Source organism: Gemella sp. 20925_1_85 (assembly GCF_041433735.1).
Lineage (GTDB): Bacteria > Bacillota > Bacilli > Staphylococcales > Gemellaceae > Gemella.
In genome coordinates, this window is sequence record NZ_JAPWCC010000003.1 from 95,900 (window position 1) to 118,628 (window position 22,729).

The 22,729-nt window shown below is 30.7% G+C and carries 17 protein-coding genes and 1 pseudogene; 15 read left to right on the top strand and 3 right to left on the bottom strand.

The window, feature by feature from the left end:
* Positions 1 to 58 precede the first annotated feature (58 nt).
* Positions 59 to 1,492: a bifunctional folylpolyglutamate synthase/dihydrofolate synthase gene (locus tag O3884_RS01890; protein ID WP_371451296.1), complete on the bottom strand. Its 1,434-nt coding sequence runs from the start codon at positions 1,490 to 1,492 to the stop codon at positions 59 to 61.
* Positions 1,493 to 2,439: 947 nt separating this feature from the next.
* Here O3884_RS01890 and O3884_RS01895 point away from each other — a divergent pair.
* From O3884_RS01895 to O3884_RS09035, 6 genes are all read left to right on the top strand, one after another.
* The gene (locus O3884_RS01895) at positions 2,440 to 2,895 is read left to right on the top strand and encodes a GNAT family N-acetyltransferase (protein WP_102170418.1); all 456 of its coding nucleotides are present in this window, start codon (positions 2,440 to 2,442) and stop codon (positions 2,893 to 2,895) included.
* A gap of 119 nt (positions 2,896 to 3,014) precedes the next feature.
* Positions 3,015 to 4,463: an MATE family efflux transporter gene (locus tag O3884_RS01900; RefSeq protein ID WP_142366964.1), complete on the top strand. Its 1,449-nt coding sequence runs from the start codon at positions 3,015 to 3,017 to the stop codon at positions 4,461 to 4,463.
* A 73-nt stretch (positions 4,464 to 4,536) separates the two neighbouring features.
* On the top strand, positions 4,537 to 4,860 hold the full coding sequence (locus O3884_RS01905; protein WP_483299431.1) for a type IV secretory system conjugative DNA transfer family protein: 324 nt from the start codon (positions 4,537 to 4,539) through the stop codon (positions 4,858 to 4,860).
* A gap of 115 nt (positions 4,861 to 4,975) precedes the next feature.
* Positions 4,976 to 5,176, top strand: a complete 201-nt coding sequence (locus O3884_RS01910; protein ID WP_048802199.1) for a hypothetical protein — start codon at positions 4,976 to 4,978, stop codon at positions 5,174 to 5,176.
* Between the two features lie 24 nt (positions 5,177 to 5,200).
* Entirely contained in the window at positions 5,201 to 6,067 is an 867-nt protein-coding gene (locus O3884_RS09030) for a recombinase family protein (RefSeq protein WP_483299432.1), read from the top strand.
* Between the two features lie 15 nt (positions 6,068 to 6,082).
* A complete protein-coding gene (locus O3884_RS09035) occupies positions 6,083 to 7,018 on the top strand; it encodes a DUF4368 domain-containing protein (protein ID WP_483299433.1) in 936 nt (311 codons plus the stop codon).
* A gap of 51 nt (positions 7,019 to 7,069) precedes the next feature.
* Here the strand turns inward: O3884_RS09035 and O3884_RS01920 are convergent, their stop codons facing one another.
* Entirely contained in the window at positions 7,070 to 8,032 is a 963-nt protein-coding gene (locus tag O3884_RS01920; protein WP_048802198.1) for an AraC family transcriptional regulator, read from the bottom strand.
* Positions 8,033 to 8,260: 228 nt separating this feature from the next.
* Between O3884_RS01920 and O3884_RS01925 the strand changes: the two genes are divergently transcribed.
* The 5 genes from O3884_RS01925 to O3884_RS01945 are packed head-to-tail and all read left to right on the top strand — an operon-like array spanning position 8,261 to position 14,406.
* Positions 8,261 to 10,018, top strand: coding sequence for an ABC transporter ATP-binding protein (locus O3884_RS01925; RefSeq protein WP_371451297.1), 1,758 nt, complete (start codon positions 8,261 to 8,263; stop codon positions 10,016 to 10,018).
* A 4-nt stretch (positions 10,019 to 10,022) separates the two neighbouring features.
* The gene (locus O3884_RS01930) at positions 10,023 to 11,747 is read left to right on the top strand and encodes an ABC transporter ATP-binding protein (RefSeq protein ID WP_048802196.1); all 1,725 of its coding nucleotides are present in this window, start codon (positions 10,023 to 10,025) and stop codon (positions 11,745 to 11,747) included.
* A 27-nt stretch (positions 11,748 to 11,774) separates the two neighbouring features.
* Positions 11,775 to 12,356, top strand: a complete 582-nt coding sequence (locus O3884_RS01935) for an MptD family putative ECF transporter S component (RefSeq protein ID WP_483299434.1) — start codon at positions 11,775 to 11,777, stop codon at positions 12,354 to 12,356.
* A complete protein-coding gene (locus O3884_RS01940; protein ID WP_048802194.1) occupies positions 12,356 to 13,042 on the top strand; it encodes an energy-coupling factor transporter transmembrane component T in 687 nt (228 codons plus the stop codon). Before O3884_RS01935 ends, O3884_RS01940 begins: the two co-directional genes overlap by 1 nt.
* Positions 13,036 to 14,406 carry an ABC transporter ATP-binding protein gene (locus O3884_RS01945; protein ID WP_102170420.1) on the top strand — a complete coding sequence of 457 codons (1,371 nt, stop codon included), beginning with the start codon at positions 13,036 to 13,038 and terminating at the stop codon, positions 14,404 to 14,406. Before O3884_RS01940 ends, O3884_RS01945 begins: the two co-directional genes overlap by 7 nt.
* A gap of 313 nt (positions 14,407 to 14,719) precedes the next feature.
* Here O3884_RS01945 and O3884_RS01950 read toward each other — a convergent pair.
* Positions 14,720 to 15,706, bottom strand: a pseudogene (locus tag O3884_RS01950) (ISL3 family transposase); the annotation flags it as partial.
* 3 nt (positions 15,707 to 15,709) lie between these two features.
* On the opposite strand from O3884_RS01950, the gene O3884_RS01955 reads away from it, so the two are divergent.
* The 4 genes from O3884_RS01955 to O3884_RS01970 all read left to right on the top strand — a co-directional run bounded on the left by O3884_RS01955 (position 15,710) and on the right by O3884_RS01970 (position 22,668).
* A complete protein-coding gene (locus O3884_RS01955) occupies positions 15,710 to 17,473 on the top strand; it encodes a type I restriction enzyme endonuclease domain-containing protein (protein ID WP_102170422.1) in 1,764 nt (587 codons plus the stop codon).
* 150 nt (positions 17,474 to 17,623) lie between these two features.
* Positions 17,624 to 18,427: a dihydropteroate synthase gene (gene folP / locus O3884_RS01960; RefSeq protein ID WP_371451298.1), complete on the top strand. Its 804-nt coding sequence runs from the start codon at positions 17,624 to 17,626 to the stop codon at positions 18,425 to 18,427.
* A gap of 20 nt (positions 18,428 to 18,447) precedes the next feature.
* Positions 18,448 to 21,261: a DEAD/DEAH box helicase gene (locus O3884_RS01965; RefSeq protein WP_371451299.1), complete on the top strand. Its 2,814-nt coding sequence runs from the start codon at positions 18,448 to 18,450 to the stop codon at positions 21,259 to 21,261.
* A 171-nt stretch (positions 21,262 to 21,432) separates the two neighbouring features.
* Positions 21,433 to 22,668 carry an MFS transporter gene (locus O3884_RS01970; protein WP_371451300.1) on the top strand — a complete coding sequence of 412 codons (1,236 nt, stop codon included), beginning with the start codon at positions 21,433 to 21,435 and terminating at the stop codon, positions 22,666 to 22,668.
* Positions 22,669 to 22,729 lie beyond the last annotated feature (61 nt).

Consider the following 22,729-nt stretch of genomic DNA (forward strand, 5'->3'; position numbering starts at 1 on the left):
AAACTAAATAAAATAAAATAAAAGAACCGGCAGTGATGCTGGTTCTTTTGTTATGTATTTAATATTTTTCTAATATTTCACCTCTTACCGCTGAGATAAGATAAAGTGAACCTGTAATTAGAAGAATTTCATCATCTTTCAGATTTGGAATAATATTGTTTAAAGCAATTTCATAATTCTCATATTTAGCAACATGAGTATCACCAAAACTTTGAACTAGGTTATCAAGATTTGATTCTTTAATCTCTATTGGAACTTTAGTTGCTGAGAATTCAGCAGGAATAGTTTTTAATTTTTCAATCATATCTTTGTAGTCTTTATCTTCCAGAATACCAAGTAGAATCTTCAGTTTAGCGAATTTTTGCTTATCTAGGTAGGCTACTAAACTATCAATACCATCATTGTTGTGCGCACCGTCTAGAAGAATATTGTCGCGAATCCATTCTAAACGACCTACCCAAACTGATTTACTTAAGGCTTCTTTTATTACACTATCTTCTATATCGATAATATTGCGTTTTTTCAGATTTGATAATGCTTCTAGAGCTAAAGATGCGTTAAAAGTTTGGTGAGCACCGACCATTTTTGTAGAATAATCTATACCTTTATATGAGAATTCGTTACCTCTAGCTTCAACTTTATTTACGACGATATCTTCTTCGTTTAGTATGTTTAAGCTAGCATTTTTATCCTGGCAGATATCTTTTATTACATTTACAATACCTTCACTAGCAGGATATATTAGGACATTATCATTTTCTTGGATAATTCCACCTTTTTCATAGGCAATTTTTTCAAGAGTATCGCCAAGAATAGCGGTGTGATCAAGACCGATTTTTGTAATAATAGATAATACTTTTTCTTTAAAAATATTTGTTCCATCATATCTTCCGCCAAGACCAACTTCCATAATTACGAAATCTGTTTTTTGCTCTCTAAAGTATAATAATGCTACGCCTGTAATAATTTCAAAGAATGATAGTTTGTCACTTGGATCTGGATTGTTTTCGTCGTAAGTCTCTTGAACTAGTTTGAATAAACGATAAGCTTCTTTATATGAAATAAAATCATCGTTAACACGAATTCTATCGTTAAAACTCAGCATACCAGGACTTGTGTATAATCCAACTCTATACTTAGTTTTTAAGACATCTTTCAAATAAGAACAAGTAGATCCTTTACCATTAGTACCGGCAACATGGATTACCTTGAGATCTTTTTCAGGATGGTCGAAAAGTTCAAGAATATGTTCCATTCTGTGAAGACCTAGTTTCATCCCAGTACGTTCTATTTTATACGATGAAGTAATAAGAAGTTCTTCACAAACACACTCAATTGCGTAGTTTACAATTTCATCTTCATCTAAAGTTAGAAGTTTTTCGGCAAGTTGCTCTAAACTTAACTGATTGAAAAGTTCTAATATGTTATTTCTATCTTCTAAATTATTTTCTTTTAAATATTTTTCAAATTTTATTTTACAATTCAAATTCATAAATAAACACCAACATTTCTAATAATATACATTTAATTTTATAATGTTAAAGATGAATTGTAAAGGATATAATTTTGGTGAAGGAATTTAAGTTAAAATCAAAAATAAGATATAAATAATCCTTATAAATTATTTATGGTTATGTTGATTAGTAGATCTATATAGTATTATTGAAATTAAATATGAAAATTAACAACTTTAATTTCATTTTAATTATAGTCTAAAGTTCATGTAAGGTAAGTGGGATATAATATAAACATAACAAAACTTAATAATATTTTTTTTCATAATATACGGCTTATCGAAAGATGGGCCTTTCTCCATTTCAGAGAATAATTTTCAAGATTTTTTAACTTTAATTACATTTTAATTATAGTCTAAAGTTCGTGTAAGGTAAGTGGGATATAATATAAATATAACAAAACTTAATAATATTTTTTTCATAATATAAATGGCTCATCGAAAGATGGGCCTTTCTCCATTTCAGAGGATTATTTTCAAATTTTTTCAACTTTAGTTTCATTTTAATTATAGTCTAAAGTTGATATAAGGTTCGGATTATATAATATAAACATAACAAAACTTAATAATATTTTTTTTCATAATATATGGTCCATCGAAAGATGGGCCTTTCTCCATTTTTATGGAGATTTGACAAGTAATAATTTTTAAGATATTATTAGGGTGTATTAAGAGCCTTATTGATTAAGGAGAGATGCTTGAAAAAGAGAAAGCCTTACTAGTTAAGGTTAAATAAATTGATATGTCTAATTTAATTAGATAGAATGAATTAGGATAACTATTTTAAAAATTTTGTGAATGTTCATACTGTTAAGGGATTAGAAAATGAAAAATCTAGATTTTTAGAAATTAAACTAGAACAATTTTATAAAGAATGGAATAGTGTGTAAATTTTTAGTATAGGTGATATTTACGAAGGTGTAGATATGGATATTAGATTTGAAAAAGGTATAAACAAAAACCATTCTCTAGTGATCTGTAAATGGTCGAATGAGAAAGGTGAAGAATTTCAAAAGCAATGGATGGGATTAAAGGTTTCTTATCCTTTAAATTTAAATAAGATACAGAAATTAGAGAATATATTTTCTATTTTTCATGAAGAAGAATTTCTTGGGATAATACAAATTATAAAAATCGAGGGAGATAATGTGCATTTAGGAAGATTTATTTTAAATCCACAAAAAGTAGGGCAAGGTCTTGGAAAGAATGCATTAGGATCATTTGTTCAGCGTATTTTTGAAGATAAAAATATTGATAGTATAACTTTAACAGTATTTGATTCTAATATAATCGCTAAGAACCTGTATGAGAAATTAGGTTTTAAAATTGATAAAGTTATAGAACGTCCAAATTTGAAGTATATTATGAAAAGAACTAGATAATTATTATTTTCAAAATTTTTCAACTTTAGTTTCATTTTAATTATAATCTAAAGTTCATATAAGGTGAGTGAGATATAATATAAACATAACGAAACTTAATAATATTTTTTTCATAATATATGGGACTGATTATTTTATCAGTCCCTTTCTCCATTTTCAGAATAGTTTTCAGGTTATTTCTTGAAACTTTATTTCAAAGTGCTATAATATTATTTATGAAAAAAACATCAGTAAATTTATTAGAAGGTCCGATTTTACGGGCGATGATTGCTTTTGCGATACCGGTTATGATAGCAAATATTTTTCAGCAACTCTATAATACGGTAGATATTATGATTGTTGGTAGATTCCTTGGAGAAGAATCCCTTGCTGCTGTTGGAGCTACTGCTGCGATATTTGAGCTTGTAGTTGGTTTTGCATTAGGTACAGGAAATGGTATGGGTATAGTTATTGCCCGTTATTATGGTGCAGGAGACTATGAAAAGTTAAAGAGTGCTGTAGCTGTTATGTTTGTTATAGGTGGAGTATTGAGCATTATAATTGCCGTATTAGGTAATTTTGCTTTATATCCATTATTGAAATTACTTGGGACACCAAGTAATATTATTGCTCAGTCTTATGAGTATATTTATCTTATAGTAGTATTTGTAGGTGTTACTCTTGCGTATAATTTATGTGCTGGACTACTTCGAGCAGTAGGAGATAGTAAGGCTGCATTATATTTTTTAATTTTTTCAGCAATTGTTAATACTGTATTAGACATATATTTTATTGCATACTTACATATGGGTGTGCGCTCGGCTGGGGTAGCAACTATTATTTCACAAGGAGTGTCTGCTGTATTGTGTTTTATTTATATTCGCAAAAAAACTCCGTTTTTAATACCATCTAAAAAACATTTTGCATGGAATAAAAAACTTTATGCTGATTTATTGGGGCAAGGTATTTCTATGGGGCTTATGTTTTCTGTTGTTTCGATTGGAACTTTAATTTTGCAAACTTCGATTAATGCCTTAGGTTCAACGATTATCAGTGCTCAGACAAGTGCTAGAAGAATAATGATATTTGCACTTCTTCCAATAATAGCTATGAACGCGACTGTAACAACCTTCACATCGCAGAATTTTGGTGCGAGACAATATAGACGTATTGTTGAAGGTCTTCGACAAGCAATGGCTATTGCGATTACTTGGTCAATTTTTATTAGTATTGTATTATTTTTTGCTAGTCCATATCTAAATGAACTTGTCACAGGAAGCAATGATGAAGAATTAATTTATCAAGCTTCATTATATCTAAAAATTAGTTCAGCATTTTATCCGATATTAAGTGTATTAGTAATATTAAGAAATGCCTTGCAAGGATTAGGACAAAAGATGATGCCACTAGTTTCAAGTATTATAGAAATGCTAGGGAAAATATTATTTGTAATATTTATTATTCCAAGTGCAGGATATTTAGGAGTAATATTTGTAGAACCTATTCTATGGGTTGTAATGGCAGCTCAATTGTATTATGCATTTAGGAAAGAACCCGTCATTCGTTCATTGAAGAAAAAGAGTGAGTAGAAAGCTGGGAGTAGTACCCAATTAACAAAATAGAGAAGTAATTCTAAAATTAAGATTTTAGGGTTGCTTCTTTTTGTACTTCATGATTAGAAAAATATATTACCTTAGAAGTGAAAAAGATATACTCAAATTAGTGCAGACAATTATTGCAAAAACTAAGGATGAAGGGGGAAAAGCAGGTGAGGATTTTTGGGTCAAAGCCGAAAAACTCTACTATACAGCTCTTATTGGATATATCTTCTATGAAGCTCCAAGAGAAGAAAAGAACTTTGCGACACTACTGGATATGATAGATGCTTCAGAAGTCAGGGAAGATGATGAAACATATATGAATCCCATTGATAGACTGTTTGAAGCTTTGGAAAAGAAAGAGACTACACATTTTGCAGTTAAGTAATATAAAAAGTACAAACTTGCTGCTGGAGTTATAGAATTAAGAAGAACACTTCATCACTATTTGAGTGAAAGATGTTTTGCTTAATTCTTTTTTTATTGTTTGAAAGGAGTGATTTATGATAAAAGGCTTGGAAAAACTAAATGACAGACAAAAAGAAATCCTATTCAAAACTAATGAACTCCATAAAAATGCAGTCGGTAATGATTACAAAGATGGAATCAGCATTGTAAAGGTATGGTTGGAAAAAGGAGTTGTTTGTGTAAGGCTGAAAAATGAAGAATGGTATCACTATACCTATTCCTATACTTGGTATTAAGAATCCCGGCGAAAGGAGGGTATCGTGAAAAACTACGAGAAAATAACCGCCTTGTATGAAAGGTTAAGCCGAGACGATGAACTACAAGGCGAGAGCAATTCGATTGTCAATCAGAAGAAAATCTTGGAAGAATACGCAAAGAAAAATCATTTGGAGAACATTATTCATTTTACCGATGACGGAATTAGCGGAACACAGTTTGATTGTCCGGGATTTATGGCAATGATGAACGGAGTCAATCAAGGAAATATTGGTTGTATCATTGTAAAAGATATAAGCAGACTTGGCAGAGATTATCTCAAAGTCGATCAATGTATGGAGATACTAAGACAAAAGGGCGTAAGACTAATCGCCATCAATGACAATGTAGATAGTTTCTACAGAGAAGATGATTTTACTCCCTTTAGAAATATCATGAATGAATGGTATGCAAGAGATGCATCAAGAAAAATCCAATCGACTTTTAGGTCAAAAGGTGAAAGTGGGAAACATACTGCAAGCACACCGCTTTATGGCTATATCAAAGATGAAAGAGATAAAAACAAATGGATAGTAGATGAAAAAGCAGCCGAAGTAGTAAGACGAATATTTAATATGATCATGCAAGGTAATGGTCCGTATCGAATAGCAAAGGTATTGGAGAGTGAAAAAGTAGATATACCCGCCTATCATCAACAGAAATTAGGATATGGGCTATATCAAAGCAAAAACTTTGAACATTCCTATCGTTGGTGCAGCTCAACCATAGCAAGCATTTTAAAGAAACAAGAATACTTGGGGCATACAGTCAATTTCAAGACAAGAAAGCATTTCAAGGACAAGAAAAGTAAATATGTATCGGAAGATAACTGGCTTATTTTTAAAAACACGCATGAACCAATCATAGACTAAGAAAGCTTTGACAATGTGCAAAGGATAAGAGGAAATGTAAAAAGGTATCCTGACGGTTGGGGAGAATATCCCCCACTCACAGGACTAATGTATTGTGCAGATTGTGGGAGCAAGATGTATGTTCATAGAACAAGTAACTATAAGAATATTCCATATTACACTTGTAGTGCCTATACCAAAACCCCTTGCGACACACTTTGCCCATCAGCACACAGAATAAAAGCAGAAGCGGTCTTAAACCATATTAGGGAAACACTAAAAGATATTAAAAAATACCTTGATGAAGATAATAAAGACTTTATCCGTTCCATTCAAAATGAAATGAAAGAAAAGGAAAAAATAGAGATAGAAAAGAAAAAGATAAGATTAACGGAAAGCCAAAACAGACTTCAGGAACTTGAACGACTTATGTGCAGAATTTACGAAGATATGATCCTGAATAAAATACCGAATAATCGCTATGAAATCCTTAATAATCAATATGAAACGGAGCAGGTAACTTTAAGTAAAGAAATTAAGGATTTGGAGCATCAGATATCAAGATATAAAAAAGAAATAGACAGAGCAAGAAAATTTATATCTCTTATCAGTCGTTATGAAAACTTTGATGAACTTACAACTACAATGATAAATGAGTTTGTAGAAAAAATTATCGTACATGAAAGAGACAGAAAAGGAAGTCAGACATCAAAGCAAAAGATAGCAATTTACTTTAATTTCATAGGTAATTATGAACTGCCACAGGCGGAGTTAAGCGAAGAGGAAAAACAAAAACTTGAGGAAGAAGAAAGAAAAATCGAAGAAAGAAAAGACAAGCTACACCAAAATTACCTGAAACGAAAAGCAAGCGGAAAACAGAAAGAGTATGAGGATAAATATAAGAAAAAGGAGAGAGCAGAAGAAACGGGAGAAAATAAAGGTTTTGAAAAGAGTTGGGATACCTTTAAGTGAGTATAAAGAGTTAAATACAAAAGAAGCCCTCAATTAGGCTTCTTTATGTATTTAATCAGAAAGATTATTTTTCGCATATTTTTTTATGTCTTTGGGATAAAATCCCTTATATTTTTTGAAGTATGTACTAAATTTACTGTGAGAGGAATATCCTACAGCCTCTGCTATATCCTGAATTTTAAGGGTAGAGTTCAGTAGGAGTAATTCCGCCATATTCATTCGCCGTCTTTGAGTATATTCTGTAATTGTACATTGATATTTTTGCTTAAATAATTTTTTTAGTTTTGTGCCGCTCATAGTGGATATTTTTTCCAAAGTATCTTGTGAGATAGATGTTGCATAATGATCGTCTATATAATTGGCGACATTTTTCAAAGCCTCATCATCGGCAATAGATAGTGGATTGGTGTACTTATTTAAAAAAGAGTCTATTGTAATACTTAACCATTCCTTTGCCTTTGACTCAAAAAAGATTTCAGCAGCAGGAGATTCCATCTTGCAATTAAGGATATCTTTTGCGATTCTTTCCAAAGGTTTGTTTATTATAGTGCTGGCATTTAAAAATAAATCTTCATAGTTACAGACTTTATTCTTATAAGAGGACAGGCATTGCTCTATCATGGACTGATTGAAATTTATACCGATTCCTAAATAAGGAGAGTTTTTGTGAAGTATAAACCTATAGTCTTTAGAATTTTTTGTATTTATAATATAAAGTGAATTTGAAGAAAGATTTTGATAAGGATTAAAACATTCACCGTTTGCTGTAACTAAATAAGATGAATAAAAGGAATAGAAATTATCCAAACCAGAAAGACTTGTATGGATAATTTCTTCTTTTATGAAAACATCATAAATATCAATAGTGAAATTATCGCCCTCGTAAAACCAATATATGCCTTCTGTATTATCCGTGCTAAAACGGAATTCATGTCCTACAGTGGAGTATTTTGTATTATCGATAGATTCGTCTGTTGAAAAAAAGTTTTTAACAAAGTTATAAAAATCACTCATATTATACCTCCGTGCTTTATATTTTATCCCGAATAGACATTATCCCGAATAGACTTAGTTAGCCATATCTAATTGATTGAAATCCTTATTTATTATATAATAAATAACAGATAAAAACAAGAAAAAACTATGCGTATTGCAAAAAAGTTTGAAAACAAGCCTCTAAAATCAGTCTAAAAAGGCTATTTATAGGGTTTGCTAATTTTAAGAAAAAGGAGGAGTTGTTCAGTGAACAATAAGAAGAAATCAATACTGAAAAGACTAATGCCTTACGGTGGTAAAAAAAGTTTTTTACTCTATATTGCTATGGTTATGTCTGCTATATCAGGTGTCATGGTTTTGATGCCTATGGTATATATTCATAGAATTGTAAATAACTTAATTTTAAATGGGATGGTGAATTTTGATTATGTAAAGGAAAATTCAATTTATGCAGCAGTCTTTGCCGGTCTGGGGCTATTCATATACCTAATAGGTTTAATTTTATCCCATATTTTTGCATTTGAAGTGGAAGATAACATTATTAAGACTTCCGTAACAAAACTAATAAACAAACCGCTTGGGTATTTCGATGACAAAGAAAGTGGAAGGATAAGAAATGTAATTGTGTCCGGAGCGTCTGAAACCCATTCTTTTTTAGCGCATCAACTTCCTGATATGGCGATGACCATTATATCGCCAATCGTTCTGCTTGTATTTTTCTTCGTGTTTAACTGGAAGTTAGGACTTGCCAGTATGATACCGATGATTATCGGTATGACATTGATGTCATCTATGATGACAGCCGAAACAAAAAAAATGAAAGATGAGTATTATGCAGGACTTTCCAATTTATCTTCTCAGACAGTGGAATATGTTCGAGGAATTCCTGTTGTTAAAACATTTGCACAAAGTGTTGAGAGCTTTGATAAGTTATATTCGTTAATCATAAAAATAAAAGACAATGTACTTAAGCTTACTATGAGTTATACGAATAAAATGTCGTGGTTTGAAACCGTTTCTACATCGACGGCATTTTTCTTGGTACCTGTGGCATTACTCTTAATAAAATTTAATGGAAACTTATCTAATGTAGTTGCAGATTCTGTTATTTACTTCCTAATAGGACCGGCATTTGCTACTTTTATTATGAGAACTGCGACGATTACACAATTCAGTTATTTTGCGGAACTTGCTTTAGATAAAATTGAAAATATACTTGAGTTTGATGATTTTGTTTATGGAAATAAAACAAGTTCTGATGTTGGGATAGAGTTTAAAAATGTAAGCTTTTCTTATGAAGATGAAAATGTATTAGACGATATTTCATTTAAGGTGAATAAAGGAGAACGAGTTGCTTTAGTCGGATCATCAGGCAGTGGTAAAACTACTATAGCAAGGCTTGCTGCACGATTTTACGATATTAAAACAGGTGAAATTTATATTGGAGGAATTAATATAAAAGATTTTGAAAAAGAGGGTTTAATGAGAAAAATTGCTTTTGTTTTTCAAAACTCTAAACTATTTAAAATGAGTTTAAGAGATAATCTTTTAATCGGAAAGCCTGATGCAACTAATGAAGAAATTGACAATGCCTTAATCAATTCAGGGTCTAAAGATATTATTAAAAATTTAGATAAAGGACTTGATACTGTTTACGGAACTAAAGGCACATATTTTTCAGGAGGAGAAGCTCAAAGGATTTCTATAGCGAGAGCTTTTCTGAAAGATGCAGATATTATCATTTTAGATGAAGCTACAGCCTTTGCAGATCCTGAAAATGAACATTTGATTCAAGAGTCTTTTAAGAAACTATCAAAAAGCAAGACAACATTGATGATTGCTCATAGATTATCTACAGTAGTAGATGCGGATAAAATTCTTGTTATTGATAGGGGGAAAATTGTAGAAGAAGGCAAGCATTCAGATTTAATAGGTATGAATGGGCATTACAAAAAACTTTGGGAAGAATATCAAAAATCCGTAAATTGGAAGATAGGAGGTTAAACATATGGTTTCTTATTTTATGAAAAAATATGCGATGTCAGAAAAAGGCGCTCTTAACTTAAAAAAAGCCATATTTTCACACACGCTTGTTAATTTAACTAAATTGTTCGCACCAATGATCGCTTTTATATTTCTGTTTCAGTATATAGGCATTTTAAAAAGTATTGAGAGCTACAATTTTACTTCTGTTCATTACATTGCACTAATTGTAGTAATGATGATTGTGATGTTCTTAATAGCGAGGTGGGATTATGTAAGACTTTACACCAATGTGTACAACGAGAGTGCAAATTCAAGAATTGAGTTAGCGGAAAGGTTAAAGAAATTACCTCTTTCTTATTTTGGTAAAAGAGATTTGGCAGACCTTGCGGAAACCATGATGAATGACATGAACTTATATGAAACAATTTTTTCTCATGCTGTACCTCATATATATTCAACGGCTATATCCACAAGTATTATTGCTTTAATGCTTATCTTCTATAATTGGAAACTTGCACTTGCAGCCCTTTGGGTAATTCCAATTTCTATTTTGATTATATTTTTATCAAAGAAAAGTCAGAAAAAAATAGTACAAGGCTGGATAGATGATAATCGTAAGGTTTTTGATAATCTACAGGAAAATATAGAGCAGATAGAGCAAATAAAATCTTACAACTTAGAAGATAGGATGTTAAATGATTTTTTTGAAAAATTAAATGCATCCACAAAACAGAAGACGAAAGGTGAAGTTGTTGCCGGAACACTTACAGGAATAGCTACTGCAATTTTAAAGCTTGGAATTATAAGTGTTGCCGTTATCGGCGTCAACATGCTTATGGCAGGGGAGGTAAGTGTGCTGGTTTATATCGCATTCTTAATGCTTACAGCAAGTATTTATCTTCCTATAGAAGGAATAATCACCTTTATGTCAATGATAGTTATGCTTGATGCGGTTGTAGGGAGAATAAAGGAAATAAAGACCATGCCTGTTCAAGAAGGAAAAAAAGATATTGACATTAAAAATTACGATATTGAGTTCAAGGATGTTTATTTCGGATATGATGATTATTCTGTAATAAATGGTGTGAGCTTTACTGCAAAGCAGGGTGAAATCACTGCACTAATCGGTTCAAGTGGAAGCGGAAAAACAACTCTCACCAAGCTTGCTGCAAGATTTTGGGATATAGATAAAGGAAAGATTTTGATAGGAGGAGAGGACATCGGTAAAATTGATCCGGAAACACTCTTTAAAAATTTCTCTATCGTTTTCCAAGATGTTATTCTTTTTAATTCAAGCATAAAAGATAATATAAAAATCGGTAAAAAAGATGCTACAGATGAAGAGATTATAAGAGCGGCTAAAATAGCAAGATGTTATGAATTTATAGACAAAATGCCGGATGGAATAGATACAGTAATAGGTGAAAACGGACAAAGACTTTCAGGCGGAGAAAGACAAAGAATCTCAATAGCAAGGGCAATACTAAAAGACGCACCAATCATATTGCTTGATGAGGCTACAGCATCTCTGGATGTTGAAAATGAAAGTCTAATTCAAGAGGCTTTATCTGAACTTATAAAAGAAAAAACGGCAATTGTTATTGCTCATAGATTAAGAACAATAAGAAATGCAAACAAAATCGTTTTATTAAATGCCGGAAAAATAGAAGCGATAGGGACAGATGAAGAACTTTGTAAAAGCTCGGAATTTTATAAAGCAATGCTTAGAAAATCAAATATTCAGTGAAAACTTATTTAGGAGGAAAATATAAAAATGGAAAAATTAAGAATTAAAGATTTAGTTACGATAGGTGTATTTACAGTAATATATTTTGTACTTATGTTTGCTTCGGGAATGATTGGTATTGTACCGATTTTATACTTGGCATACCCTACACTGGCAGGCATTATAACAGGAATAGTTATAATGCTCTTTATGACAAAAGTTCAAAAATCATGGGGATTATTTATACTTGGGTTGATTTGTAGTCTTGTAGTAATTGCAATGGGAAATACATATGTAATATTGATACATGCTGTAATCAGTATGGCAATTGCGGAACTTTTAAGAAAAAAAGGAGAATATAAATCATTTAAATTTAATATGCTCTCATTTGCCGTATTCAACACTTGGATTTGTGGTTTCCTTATGCAAGTTTTGTTGGCTAAAGACAAGGTTATTAAACTGGCTGAAACAGGCGGTATGGGTCACGATTATATAATGAAGCTCATAGCACTTTTGAATTATCGCAGTATGGTATTGGTATATATCGGTGCTGTTGTCGGCGGGATACTCGGCGCATATATCGGTAAAGTCTTTTTGAAAAAGCATTTCGAAAAAGCGGGTATTGTATAATGCCCGTTTCTTTAGACAATCCATATAATCCCAATCCAATTAGTAAAATTTTAGTAAGTTTTTCACTTGGATTTGCTGTATTTTATAAAGTAAATACCTATTTTGAATGGGGAATTGTGCTTCTTATTTCATTTCTTTTTTTAGTGAATGGATTTAAGAAAGAAGCCTTAAAAAACATATCATTTTTTGGGGTTCTTTCTTTGATACCTAATCTTGATGTAATTAGAAATATGAATGCGATTTTAATGATGTTTTTTATGCTATTTGCTGTATGTAAGATGTTTTATCTTCCATTTAGTGCGGGAAGTTTTTTTTTAAAAACATCGGATGTAGGAAGTGTAATATCCTCAATGGATAAAATGAATTTGCCTCGTACTGTTTCTATACCAATTGCTGTAATGTTTAGGTTTTTTCCTTCATTTAGGGAAGAAAGTCACAATATAAAACTTGCTATGAAAATAAGAGGTATTACATTTAAAAATCCAATTTTATACATCGAGTATGTAATTGTGCCTTTACTTGTTATATCTTCTAATATTTCTGATGATATTGCAAAGGCAGCAGAAACAAAATGTATTGAAAATCCTGTTAAAAAGACAAGGTACATATCCGTCAAAACGAAAATAGTTGATTTTGTTTATGTGCTTTCAATATTGATTATGGTTATAGGAGGAGCTTTATGGTAGAAATTGAAAATTTATCTCTATCTTATGGAAATTCTCCTAAAGTGTTAAAAAACATTTCTTTAGATGTAAAAAAAGGTGAATGTGTATTATTTACTGGGAAAAGTGGTAGCGGAAAATCTTCAATTATAAATTCTATCAATGGGTTAGCTGTACGATATGATGGAGCTTCTATGGGTGGAACCATCAGGATTGATAATAAAGATATTAAAAACCTCGAATTATACGAAATATCGCTCTTAGTATCAAATGTATTTCAAAATCCAAAGACACACTTTTTCAATATAAATACTACTCTTGAATTACTTTTCTATTTGGAGAATATAGGGCTTTCAAAAAAACAAATGGATGAAAGACTAAATGATATGTTGGATTTGTTTCCGATAAAACATCTTTTAAATAGAGATATTTTTAAGCTTTCGGGTGGAGAAAAGCAGATTTTATGTATTGCTGCAAGTTATATATCTGGAACGGAAATCATTGTTTTAGATGAGCCTTCATCAAATCTTGATGAAGAAAACATTCTAATCATAAAAGAAATGCTTATAAAACTTAAAGATAAGGGGAAAACTCTTATAATCTCAGAACATAGAATATTTTATCTAATGGATATTGTAGATAGAGTTTTTTTGATTAAAGATGGGGAAATACAAAAGGAATATACTCAAATAGATTTTATGAAAATACCGTCTGAAAAGCTAAAGAAGTTAGGTTTAAGAAATAAGAATAGAGTAAAACTTACAGTACCCGAAAATCAAAATAAGGGAAATTTAGAAGTGAAAAACATTGAATTTAAGTTTAATGGCATAGATAAAAAATTGCATTTAAAAGACCTCTCTTTTGAAATGGGAAAAATTTACGGCATAGTAGGAACAAACGGACTTGGTAAATCCACTTTGCTCAGATGCCTTATAGGCTTAGAAAGAAAATCGAAGGATGAAATCTATTTGGACGGCAAAAGACTTTCAAAATCAGATAGGCTAAAAATATCATCCCTTGTAATGCAGGATGTTAATTATCAGCTTTTTACCGATTCTATTGCAAGTGAAGTAAGTCTTGGAATAAAAAATATTGAAAGTAGTTATGTTGAAAATATTCTGAAAAAACTTGATTTATATGAATCAAAAGATCGTCATCCAATGAGCTTGTCAGGTGGACAAAAGCAAAGGGTAGCAATTGCATCTGTACTATGTAAAAAATCTAAACTTATGTTTTTTGATGAACCTACCAGTGGAATGGATTATTGCAATATGATGAACATATCCCATCTAATCAACGAATGTAAAAGTGATAAGAAAATAATATTTATTGTTTCACATGACCAAGAATTTTTAAATTCGATAGCTGACAATGTTATATATTTGTAAATATCCATAGAGATACTCATATTTGAAAAATCAAAATAAAGGAGATTTAAAGATGTAAGGAGATAAAAATATGAAATATCATGATATGATAATAGAAAATATAAGTGTATGTGAATTTCTTTTATCGTGTGAAAGTAAGATATTTTGTTTAGGAAAATTTTTATGCGTTATTAAATAATATAATAGAAAAAGAATACATTTCTAAAAGAGGACTTTTTACGCCAAAGTGTAGAAGTCCTCCTTTTTTATTCTGGCTCTTTGTCAAGTTCGGGGCATGGGAAAAATTCACTCTAGAAATCTAGGCAGCATTTTACTACTTAGATTTTTTCTTATTTTCTTTAAGTTTGATATTATTTTTATACTCAGAAACAAATAATCTAGACATAATTAAAATGTGTAATCTGAAATTACTAAAGCTAGAATATCCATAACATACTCTCTTTAGTAGTTTTATTTTATTATTAACTCCTTCTAATGGACCATTAGAATACTCATATTTTACAGCGTTAAGCATATACTCTTTGTGCTTTTTCATAGTATTTATAGCTTTAGATACACCTCTAGATAATCCTCTAGTATCCATATCTATATACTTCTCTAATTCTGCAGAATCTTTAGTCTTAATAGCTTCTCTTATCTCATGTACTCTCTCATAGCTAGCTGTAAATTCAGCATCTATAGCTAATATATAATCTAATACTTCTTTTCTAGTTACATAGCGTTTAAAGCTTCTAGAATAGAATGTTTTTGTTGAATTCACTTTGTCTCTATCTTCTAATATTACTTTCCAAAAATTCTTTAGAATAGTGTAAGTAGAGCCTTTTTTATTTTTATATTGATTCATTAGTTTTACTCTAGCTTTGTTTAATTCTCTATTAATATTTTGAACCATATGGAATCTGTCTATTATTATTTCAGCGTTAGGAAACATCTCTCTAATCATATTCATATAAGGAGGGTAAATATCTATACAGATCGTTTTAACTTTCTTTCTTACTTTTCTTGGATATCTCATAAAGTATTGTTTTAATATATGTTGTGTTCTTCCATCTACTATATCTATAAAATCATGTATTTTAGCACCTAAGAATACGAGGCTTATTCCATTTTTACTATTTTTAGTAGATTTTATTTCATCGAAACATAGTTGCTTTGGTAAGTTTGAATGAGTCTTAATTCCTAATACTTCTCTTCATGATACTACTGTAGATACTGATACATTACTTAATTCAGATATATCTTTAAAAGATAATGTTTTAGCTAGATTCTTCATAATATAAAATATAAGATTTTTAGATATACGATGGATCAGGCGGTAGCTGATGGTTTAACAGTGCCAATTAAATATCACCCTAGAATAGCAAAAGTATTGTTAGATGAAAATAAAGTAAAACAAATAGAATCTTATTATGAAAAATGTGCTGAAGAGGGTGCTACAAAAGAAGATATTGAAGCTAGTAAACGAGCTATGAGTTCAATGGAAATCATTTTAGGAGAAGATTCTCGTTTAGAAAGATTAGCCAAAGATATTTATGAGCATTATACTTCTTCTTGTGAAAATAATCCAGACAGAATTCAAAAAGCAATGGTAGTTTGTTCTAATAGAGAAATTGCATTTAACTTACTGAAGAAATTTGAACAATTGTATCCTACATGGTTTGAAAAGAAAAAAGTTCCAGAGGGGATAGAAGTAACATCTGAGGAATTGAAAAAAATAAAACCAATGCCGACTATTGCTATTGTGGCAAGTGTAGGGAAAATCGACCGTGAAGAAATGTATAATTATCTGGGGGGAGGAAAAAATGATAGTCGTTCTGAAGAACTAGATATTATATTTAAGCATGATAAGTCAAATTTCAGAGTAGTTATCGTTGTAAATATGTGGATAACTGGATTTGATGTTCCTACACTAACATACCTATATAATGACAAACCTTTAAAGAAACATCTTTTAATCCAAACTATAAGTAGAGTTAATAGAAAATATCCAGATAAAGAATATGGATTAATTATAGATTATATAGGAATACGAAAAAATATGAGAGAAGCCCTAAAAACTTATGGTGGAGACACATCTATTGCACCTACAAAGGACGATGTTTATCAGGCTAAGGGTGCATTTATAGAAGAACTAGAAATTTTGAAGAGATTGTTTTCTAATTATGATTTGTCACCGTTCATAAGTGCTGAGTATAATCCGATAGAAAGGTATACATTATTAGCTTCAGCAGCTGAATATGTATTCTCATCTCTAGAAAAATTAAATATTGAATCTAGTGGAAAGATAAGGGGGGTATTGTTTAAAACATATTTTTTGAAGACAGTAAAAAGAATGAAAGCAGCTTATGATATTTGTCAACCATCTGGAGAATTAAATGAAAAAGATATGGCTTTAGTTCGGTGTTTTATGGCTATAGCAGGATTTGTTCGTAAGATGAGTGGTACAAGTGATATAGATGCAGATTCTATGAATAGAGATGTGTCAAAAATGATCGAGGAAGTTTTAAAATATAATGAAGTAGAAAGTATATTAGAAAATGGAGAAGAAGAGGTAGGAGAGATTCAGGAATTGACGTCTCAAGATATTATAACAATGCCTACAAAACAGGCTTTAGAAATATTAGAGAAAATGAAGAAGAGTCGAGAAAGTTTCAGAAAATTAGGATTAACTTTTGAGGAAAAAGCATTTTACGATATTTTAATAGCCATGCGAGATAAATATAATTTCGATTATGGAAAGGACGTTGTTATAGAGGGTGTAGTAATTAATGAGAAATGTAAAGAGTTATCTAAGAAAATTAAAGAGGAAATAGATACAAAATCTTCTTTTGCTGATTGGTTAAATAATCAGAATGTTAGAAATGAATTGCAACTATCTATAAAAATCTGTTTAGCTAAAAATGGATATCCACCAAAATATGATAATGAAGTTTTCAATAAAGTAATGGAACAAGTTGAGAATTTTTCGGAGCATTCATTAAGAAATAATAAAATTCTAAAAGAGAAAAAAGAAGTAAGAGAAGTAGCGGAAGATAAACTAAAATATAGTGAAGATATTGTAGATTAATTAGGTTTATATTTACAATACTTCAGTTCTTTATTACTAATTATAAAAGCTCATCGAATTGGCGATGGGCTTTTATCTTTTTTTACTGCAAACACCATACTCACATGATATAATAGTAAGGTATGTAAAATAAAACGATAAGGTGACAGAATGAATAAATTAAAACAATTATTAAATGAAAAAAAATATTTAATTATGGGAATATTGAACTTTACTCCTGATTCTTTTTCGGATGGTGGAGATTTTTATGATGTGGAAGCTGCGATAGAAGGTGTTCATAAGATGGTAGCTGAAGGTGCGGATATTATTGATATCGGTGCCGAATCGACTCGTCCAGGTTCTACTGTAGTTAGCGAGAAGGATGAACTTGCTAGATTACAAAGTGTATTTCCAACATTAAGAAAAACATTCCCTGATGTGTGCTTTAGCGTTGATACGTATAAGCCTAATGTAGCTGAATACATGATTGAAGTAGGAGTAGATGTACTAAATGACGTAAATGGTGCTAAAGGAAGTAGTATGGCTGATGTCGCTGCTAAACATGATATTCCTATCTTTATTATGCACAATGGTGGTGTAGAAGAAGGGCAAGAGATTGAACAAGTTGTACGTGAATTAGGCGAGAGCGTTGATATTTGTCTAAATGTAGGTGTGAAGAAAGAAAACATAATCGTCGATCCTGGAATGGGATTTGGTAAAACTGCAGAAGCTAACTTAGAAATTACACGAAAACTAGAATTACTTAATTCACTAGGTTGTGAAATTTTATATGCGGTAAGTAGAAAGAGAACTACAGATTATGTGCTAGGTGGTAATAGTAATCCGAAGGATAGAGATATAGTAAGTGCGGCTTTATCATTAGAAGCGGTGAAACGAGGAGCTAGAATGGTACGTGTTCATAATGTAAAAGTTATGAAAGAAGCATTAATAACTTATGAAATAATTAATGGCTAATCTAATAAAAGGAGGTTAAAATGAAGAATACATTTGTTTATAATAATCATTTAGAAGCGAAGAAAGTTCTTAGTACGCTCGAGAGTGAATTAGAAATGTGTGATGAATTTATTTTCAGCGTGGCATTTATTTCAGAAAGTGGTTTGACTAGTTTGCTTCAGACTTTGAAGAATTTGGAAGAAAAAAATATCCGTGGAAAGATTTTAACGACGAATTATTTATATTTTAATACTCCTAAAGTATTAGAGAAATTGTCTAATTTTAAAAATATCTCTCTAAAGATTTATGATTGTGTAGAAAATAAACACGGGTTCCACACTAAAGGTTATTTATTTAGATATGGCGATTCATGGAAAGTGCTAATGGGAAGTTCTAACTTAACGAGTGCAGCACTGACGATAAATAAAGAATGGAATACCTTTATTGAAGGAGATAGGATTCTAACTGATAATATCTTAGATGAGTTTAATAGTTTATGGGAGAAATCCAAGTCTTACTCTGAAATAAAAGATAAGTATGTTGAAGAATTCGCTAGTAATCAGATTGAGACTGTTACTAAGAAAATTATTTTCGAGGAAATTAAACCGAATAAGATGCAAAGGAGTTTTATAGAAAATTTCGAAAAACTTCGTAATCAAGATAACAAGGGTCTTCTTATTTCTGCGACAGGAACTGGTAAGACGTTTGCGGCTGCTTTTGCGATGAAGAGTATAGGCGCCAAGAGATTGTTGTTTATAGTCCATAGAGAACAAATTGCTCGTCAGGCGTTGGAGACATTCAAGACTATTTTTGGAACTAGCCGTAGCTATGGTCTACTTACAGGTAAAGAGAAAAATATAGAAGCAGATTTCATTTTTTCTACAGTTCAAACTATGTCTAAAGAAGATATTTTTAAGAGTTTTAACGATAGTCATTTTGATGAAATTATAATAGATGAGGTACATAGGGCAGGGGCTGACAGTTATCTTAGATTGATGGATTATTTCAAACCGACATTTTATCTAGGGATGACGGCAAGCCCTGATAGAACCGATAGTTTTAATATTTATGAATTATTTAACAATAATATCGTTTATGAAGTTCGTTTAAAAGAAGCAATGGAAAATTCATTATTATGTCCGTTTCATTATTTCGGGATTAGTGATCTAGAAGTTGATGGTAAGGTTATTGACGAACTGAGCGAGTTTTCAAATCTAGTGTCTAATGAACGTGTTGAGCATATTATAAGTAAAATTAATTATTATGGCTATTCAGGAGATAGGATAAAGGGGCTAGTTTTCTGTTCGTCAAAACAAGAAGCTAAGGTACTGAGTGAAGAATTTAACACACGTGGGTACAATACTACTAGTTTAACAGGGGAAGATAGTCAAGAACGACGTGAACATGAGATTTCTAAGTTAGTTGCGAATGATGGTGATATGTTAGACTATATATTTACCGTAGATATTTTCAATGAAGGGGTAGATATACCAGAGGTTAATCAGGTAATAATGTTAAGACCCACTCAAAGTTCTATTATTTTTATTCAGCAGTTGGGTCGTGGTTTGCGAAAATCTGCGAATAAAGATTTTGTGGTAATAATAGATTTTATAGCCAATTATAAAAATAACTTTTTAATCCCTGTGGCTCTATCTGGAGACAATAGTTATGATAAAGATACTGTTAGGAAGTTTTTATCTCAGGGGACTAGGTATATTCCGGGGATGTCGACTATTCATTTTGATGAAATCTCTAAACAGAGAATTTATAGTGCGATAGACAATGTGAAGTTAAACACGTGGTTATTCGTTACTGATGAATATAATAAACTAAGAAATAAACTAGGAAGAATACCTACGTATTCAGACTTTGAGAACTATGATGCTATAGATGTTAGAAAGATTTTCGAAGTAGCTGGAAGTTATTATTCATTTTTAACAAAGAAGGAAAAACAGTTTGAATATAGTGGAAAACTGACAAAGACCGCAGAGAATATGTTGAACTTCGTCTCTACTAATTTAATCTTGAGTAAAAAGATAGAAGAACTTATAATTCTACGTTTGTTATTAGATGGTAAGAAGCGTAATATTCTTACAACTTTTGAAGAAATTATGCTAAGAGACTATAATAAATTTATCGCAGATTATGAGTTGGATGTTAGTAGAAAGATACTTACTAACAATTTCGTAACTAGTAGTGTCACTAAGAAGAAGTTTCATGATTGTATATTTTTAGATGAGAATGTTACTGAAATAAGAATGTCTAAAGAATTCGAAGAACAGTTGCAATCAGAGATTTTTAGGGAATTATTACAAGATTTGGTAGACTATGGAATTTACAGATACAATAAATATTACAAAGATAATTTATACAAAGACACTAATTTTGTATTGTATGAGAAATATAGTTTCGAAGATATTTGTAAGTTATTCTCATGGGGCATAAACTACGTGCCACTTGCTATAGGTGGTTATAAGTATGATGAAAGAACAAAGACTTTACCAGTGTTTATTAATTATGATATTGATGAAAATTCATTTAACCGTGATTATACGCATGGATTTTTACCAGATAATGGTTTTACTTCGATGTCGAAGCCGAGAAGAAATTTAGAATCGAAAGAGTGCGACTATTTCTATAATAATGAAACAAAAATCTATCTATTTATGAGGAAAAATAAAGATGATAAAGATGGAGCACGAATATTTTATTTCCTAGGTGAGATGAAGACGACAGGAGAGCCTAAATTAGTAGCTAGAGAAAGAAGCGGAGATACTGTAATTCAGTTCTTTTATAAAATACAGACACCAATTCGTGAAGATATGTATGAATATTTCACGAGGGATAGAATATAAAATATAATAGATTAAAGAGTAACTAAGACGAATTTGAGTTCATGGGAATAGAATTTCATTTAGTTGCTCTTTTTTATTTTGTACTGTGGGGAATATATTGAGTATATTTTGGTTATTGAAAACTTTACAGTTTGATTGTAAAATATAAAATAATATAGGAGGTGGTATTCGATGAATATTTTCTTGAAAAATAAACTCTATAGGTTATTCACTATTTCATCGGCATTTGGGAATGCTGGTAGGACGTTATTTGATATTGCGTTTATTATTTATGCGACAAGTTTACCGAATCCAGAATTAGCTGTGAGTATAGTTTCGATAGCTACGACATTGCCTTATATTATTTCATTTATCTTAGGATATTTCGCAGATCAGACAAAAGATAAGTACAATAGAATATTATCGACAAGATTTTATCAGTTTTTATTATTTTTATTATTCGCCTTGGTGTGTATTTATGGAGTCCAATGGTGGATTTTTATTGTATTAGTATTTGTAAATGTAGTTGCAGATATTCTAGGTGGTTATAATGGCTATTTATCAATGTCGATTAATACTAGATTAGTACGTAAAGAACAACTAAGTGAAGCATTAGCATTTATTAGTTCTATAAACAATACAATCTCGCTTGGTGGAAAGGCTGTTGGGGTATTCGTTTTAGGACTTTTAAGTTACAATTACTTATACTTTGGTATGTTAAATGCAGCACTATTCTTGATAGCATTTTTAATACTGGCAAAATATAAAAATGTGATGAAAGCAGAGATTGGCAGTTTTAAAATTAATAATAAAGAGAAGGTAAGTACTAAAAGATTTTTAAAAGATACTATTGAAAACTTTAAAATACTCCGTGAGATAAAGAAAATTTATAACTTTGTTTTACTATTCTTAGGGATGAACTTTTACTCATCTGCAATGTTCGCTTTACTTCTAGTAATTTTAGTAAAAAATGAGACCTTACTATTTGGGAATGTAGCATACACTATCACTTTATTAGAAATTGTGGAAGTAGTTAGTACAATTGCCGGAGGAGTTTACCAAATTAGTTTTTATAAAAATATGAGTTTAAGAAATAATGCTATATTAGAAATAATTTTATTCATTATGTACGTAGGAAATCTATTGATACTCCAAAATAAATTTATACTTGTTATTTTAACTGTAATAATAGGTTATTTTGCAGGAATATCGAATCCAAAGCTAGATGCATTGATTTTACAATCAGTGCCTGAGGAAAAACAAACATCAATATATAGTATTTTTAGTACTGTTATTACTATTTCAGTACCAATAGGAACAACAGTAATATTATTTTTCGCTAACGCTATTAGTGCATCATTTGCATTATATAGTTTATTACTATTATTAATTATAGTTTTGATGTATTCATTTAAAGTGAAAGAGTAATTTCCAAGTATCCCCTTAGAGTTTTCTAATGGGATACTTATTTTTCTTGCTTAGTAGGGGT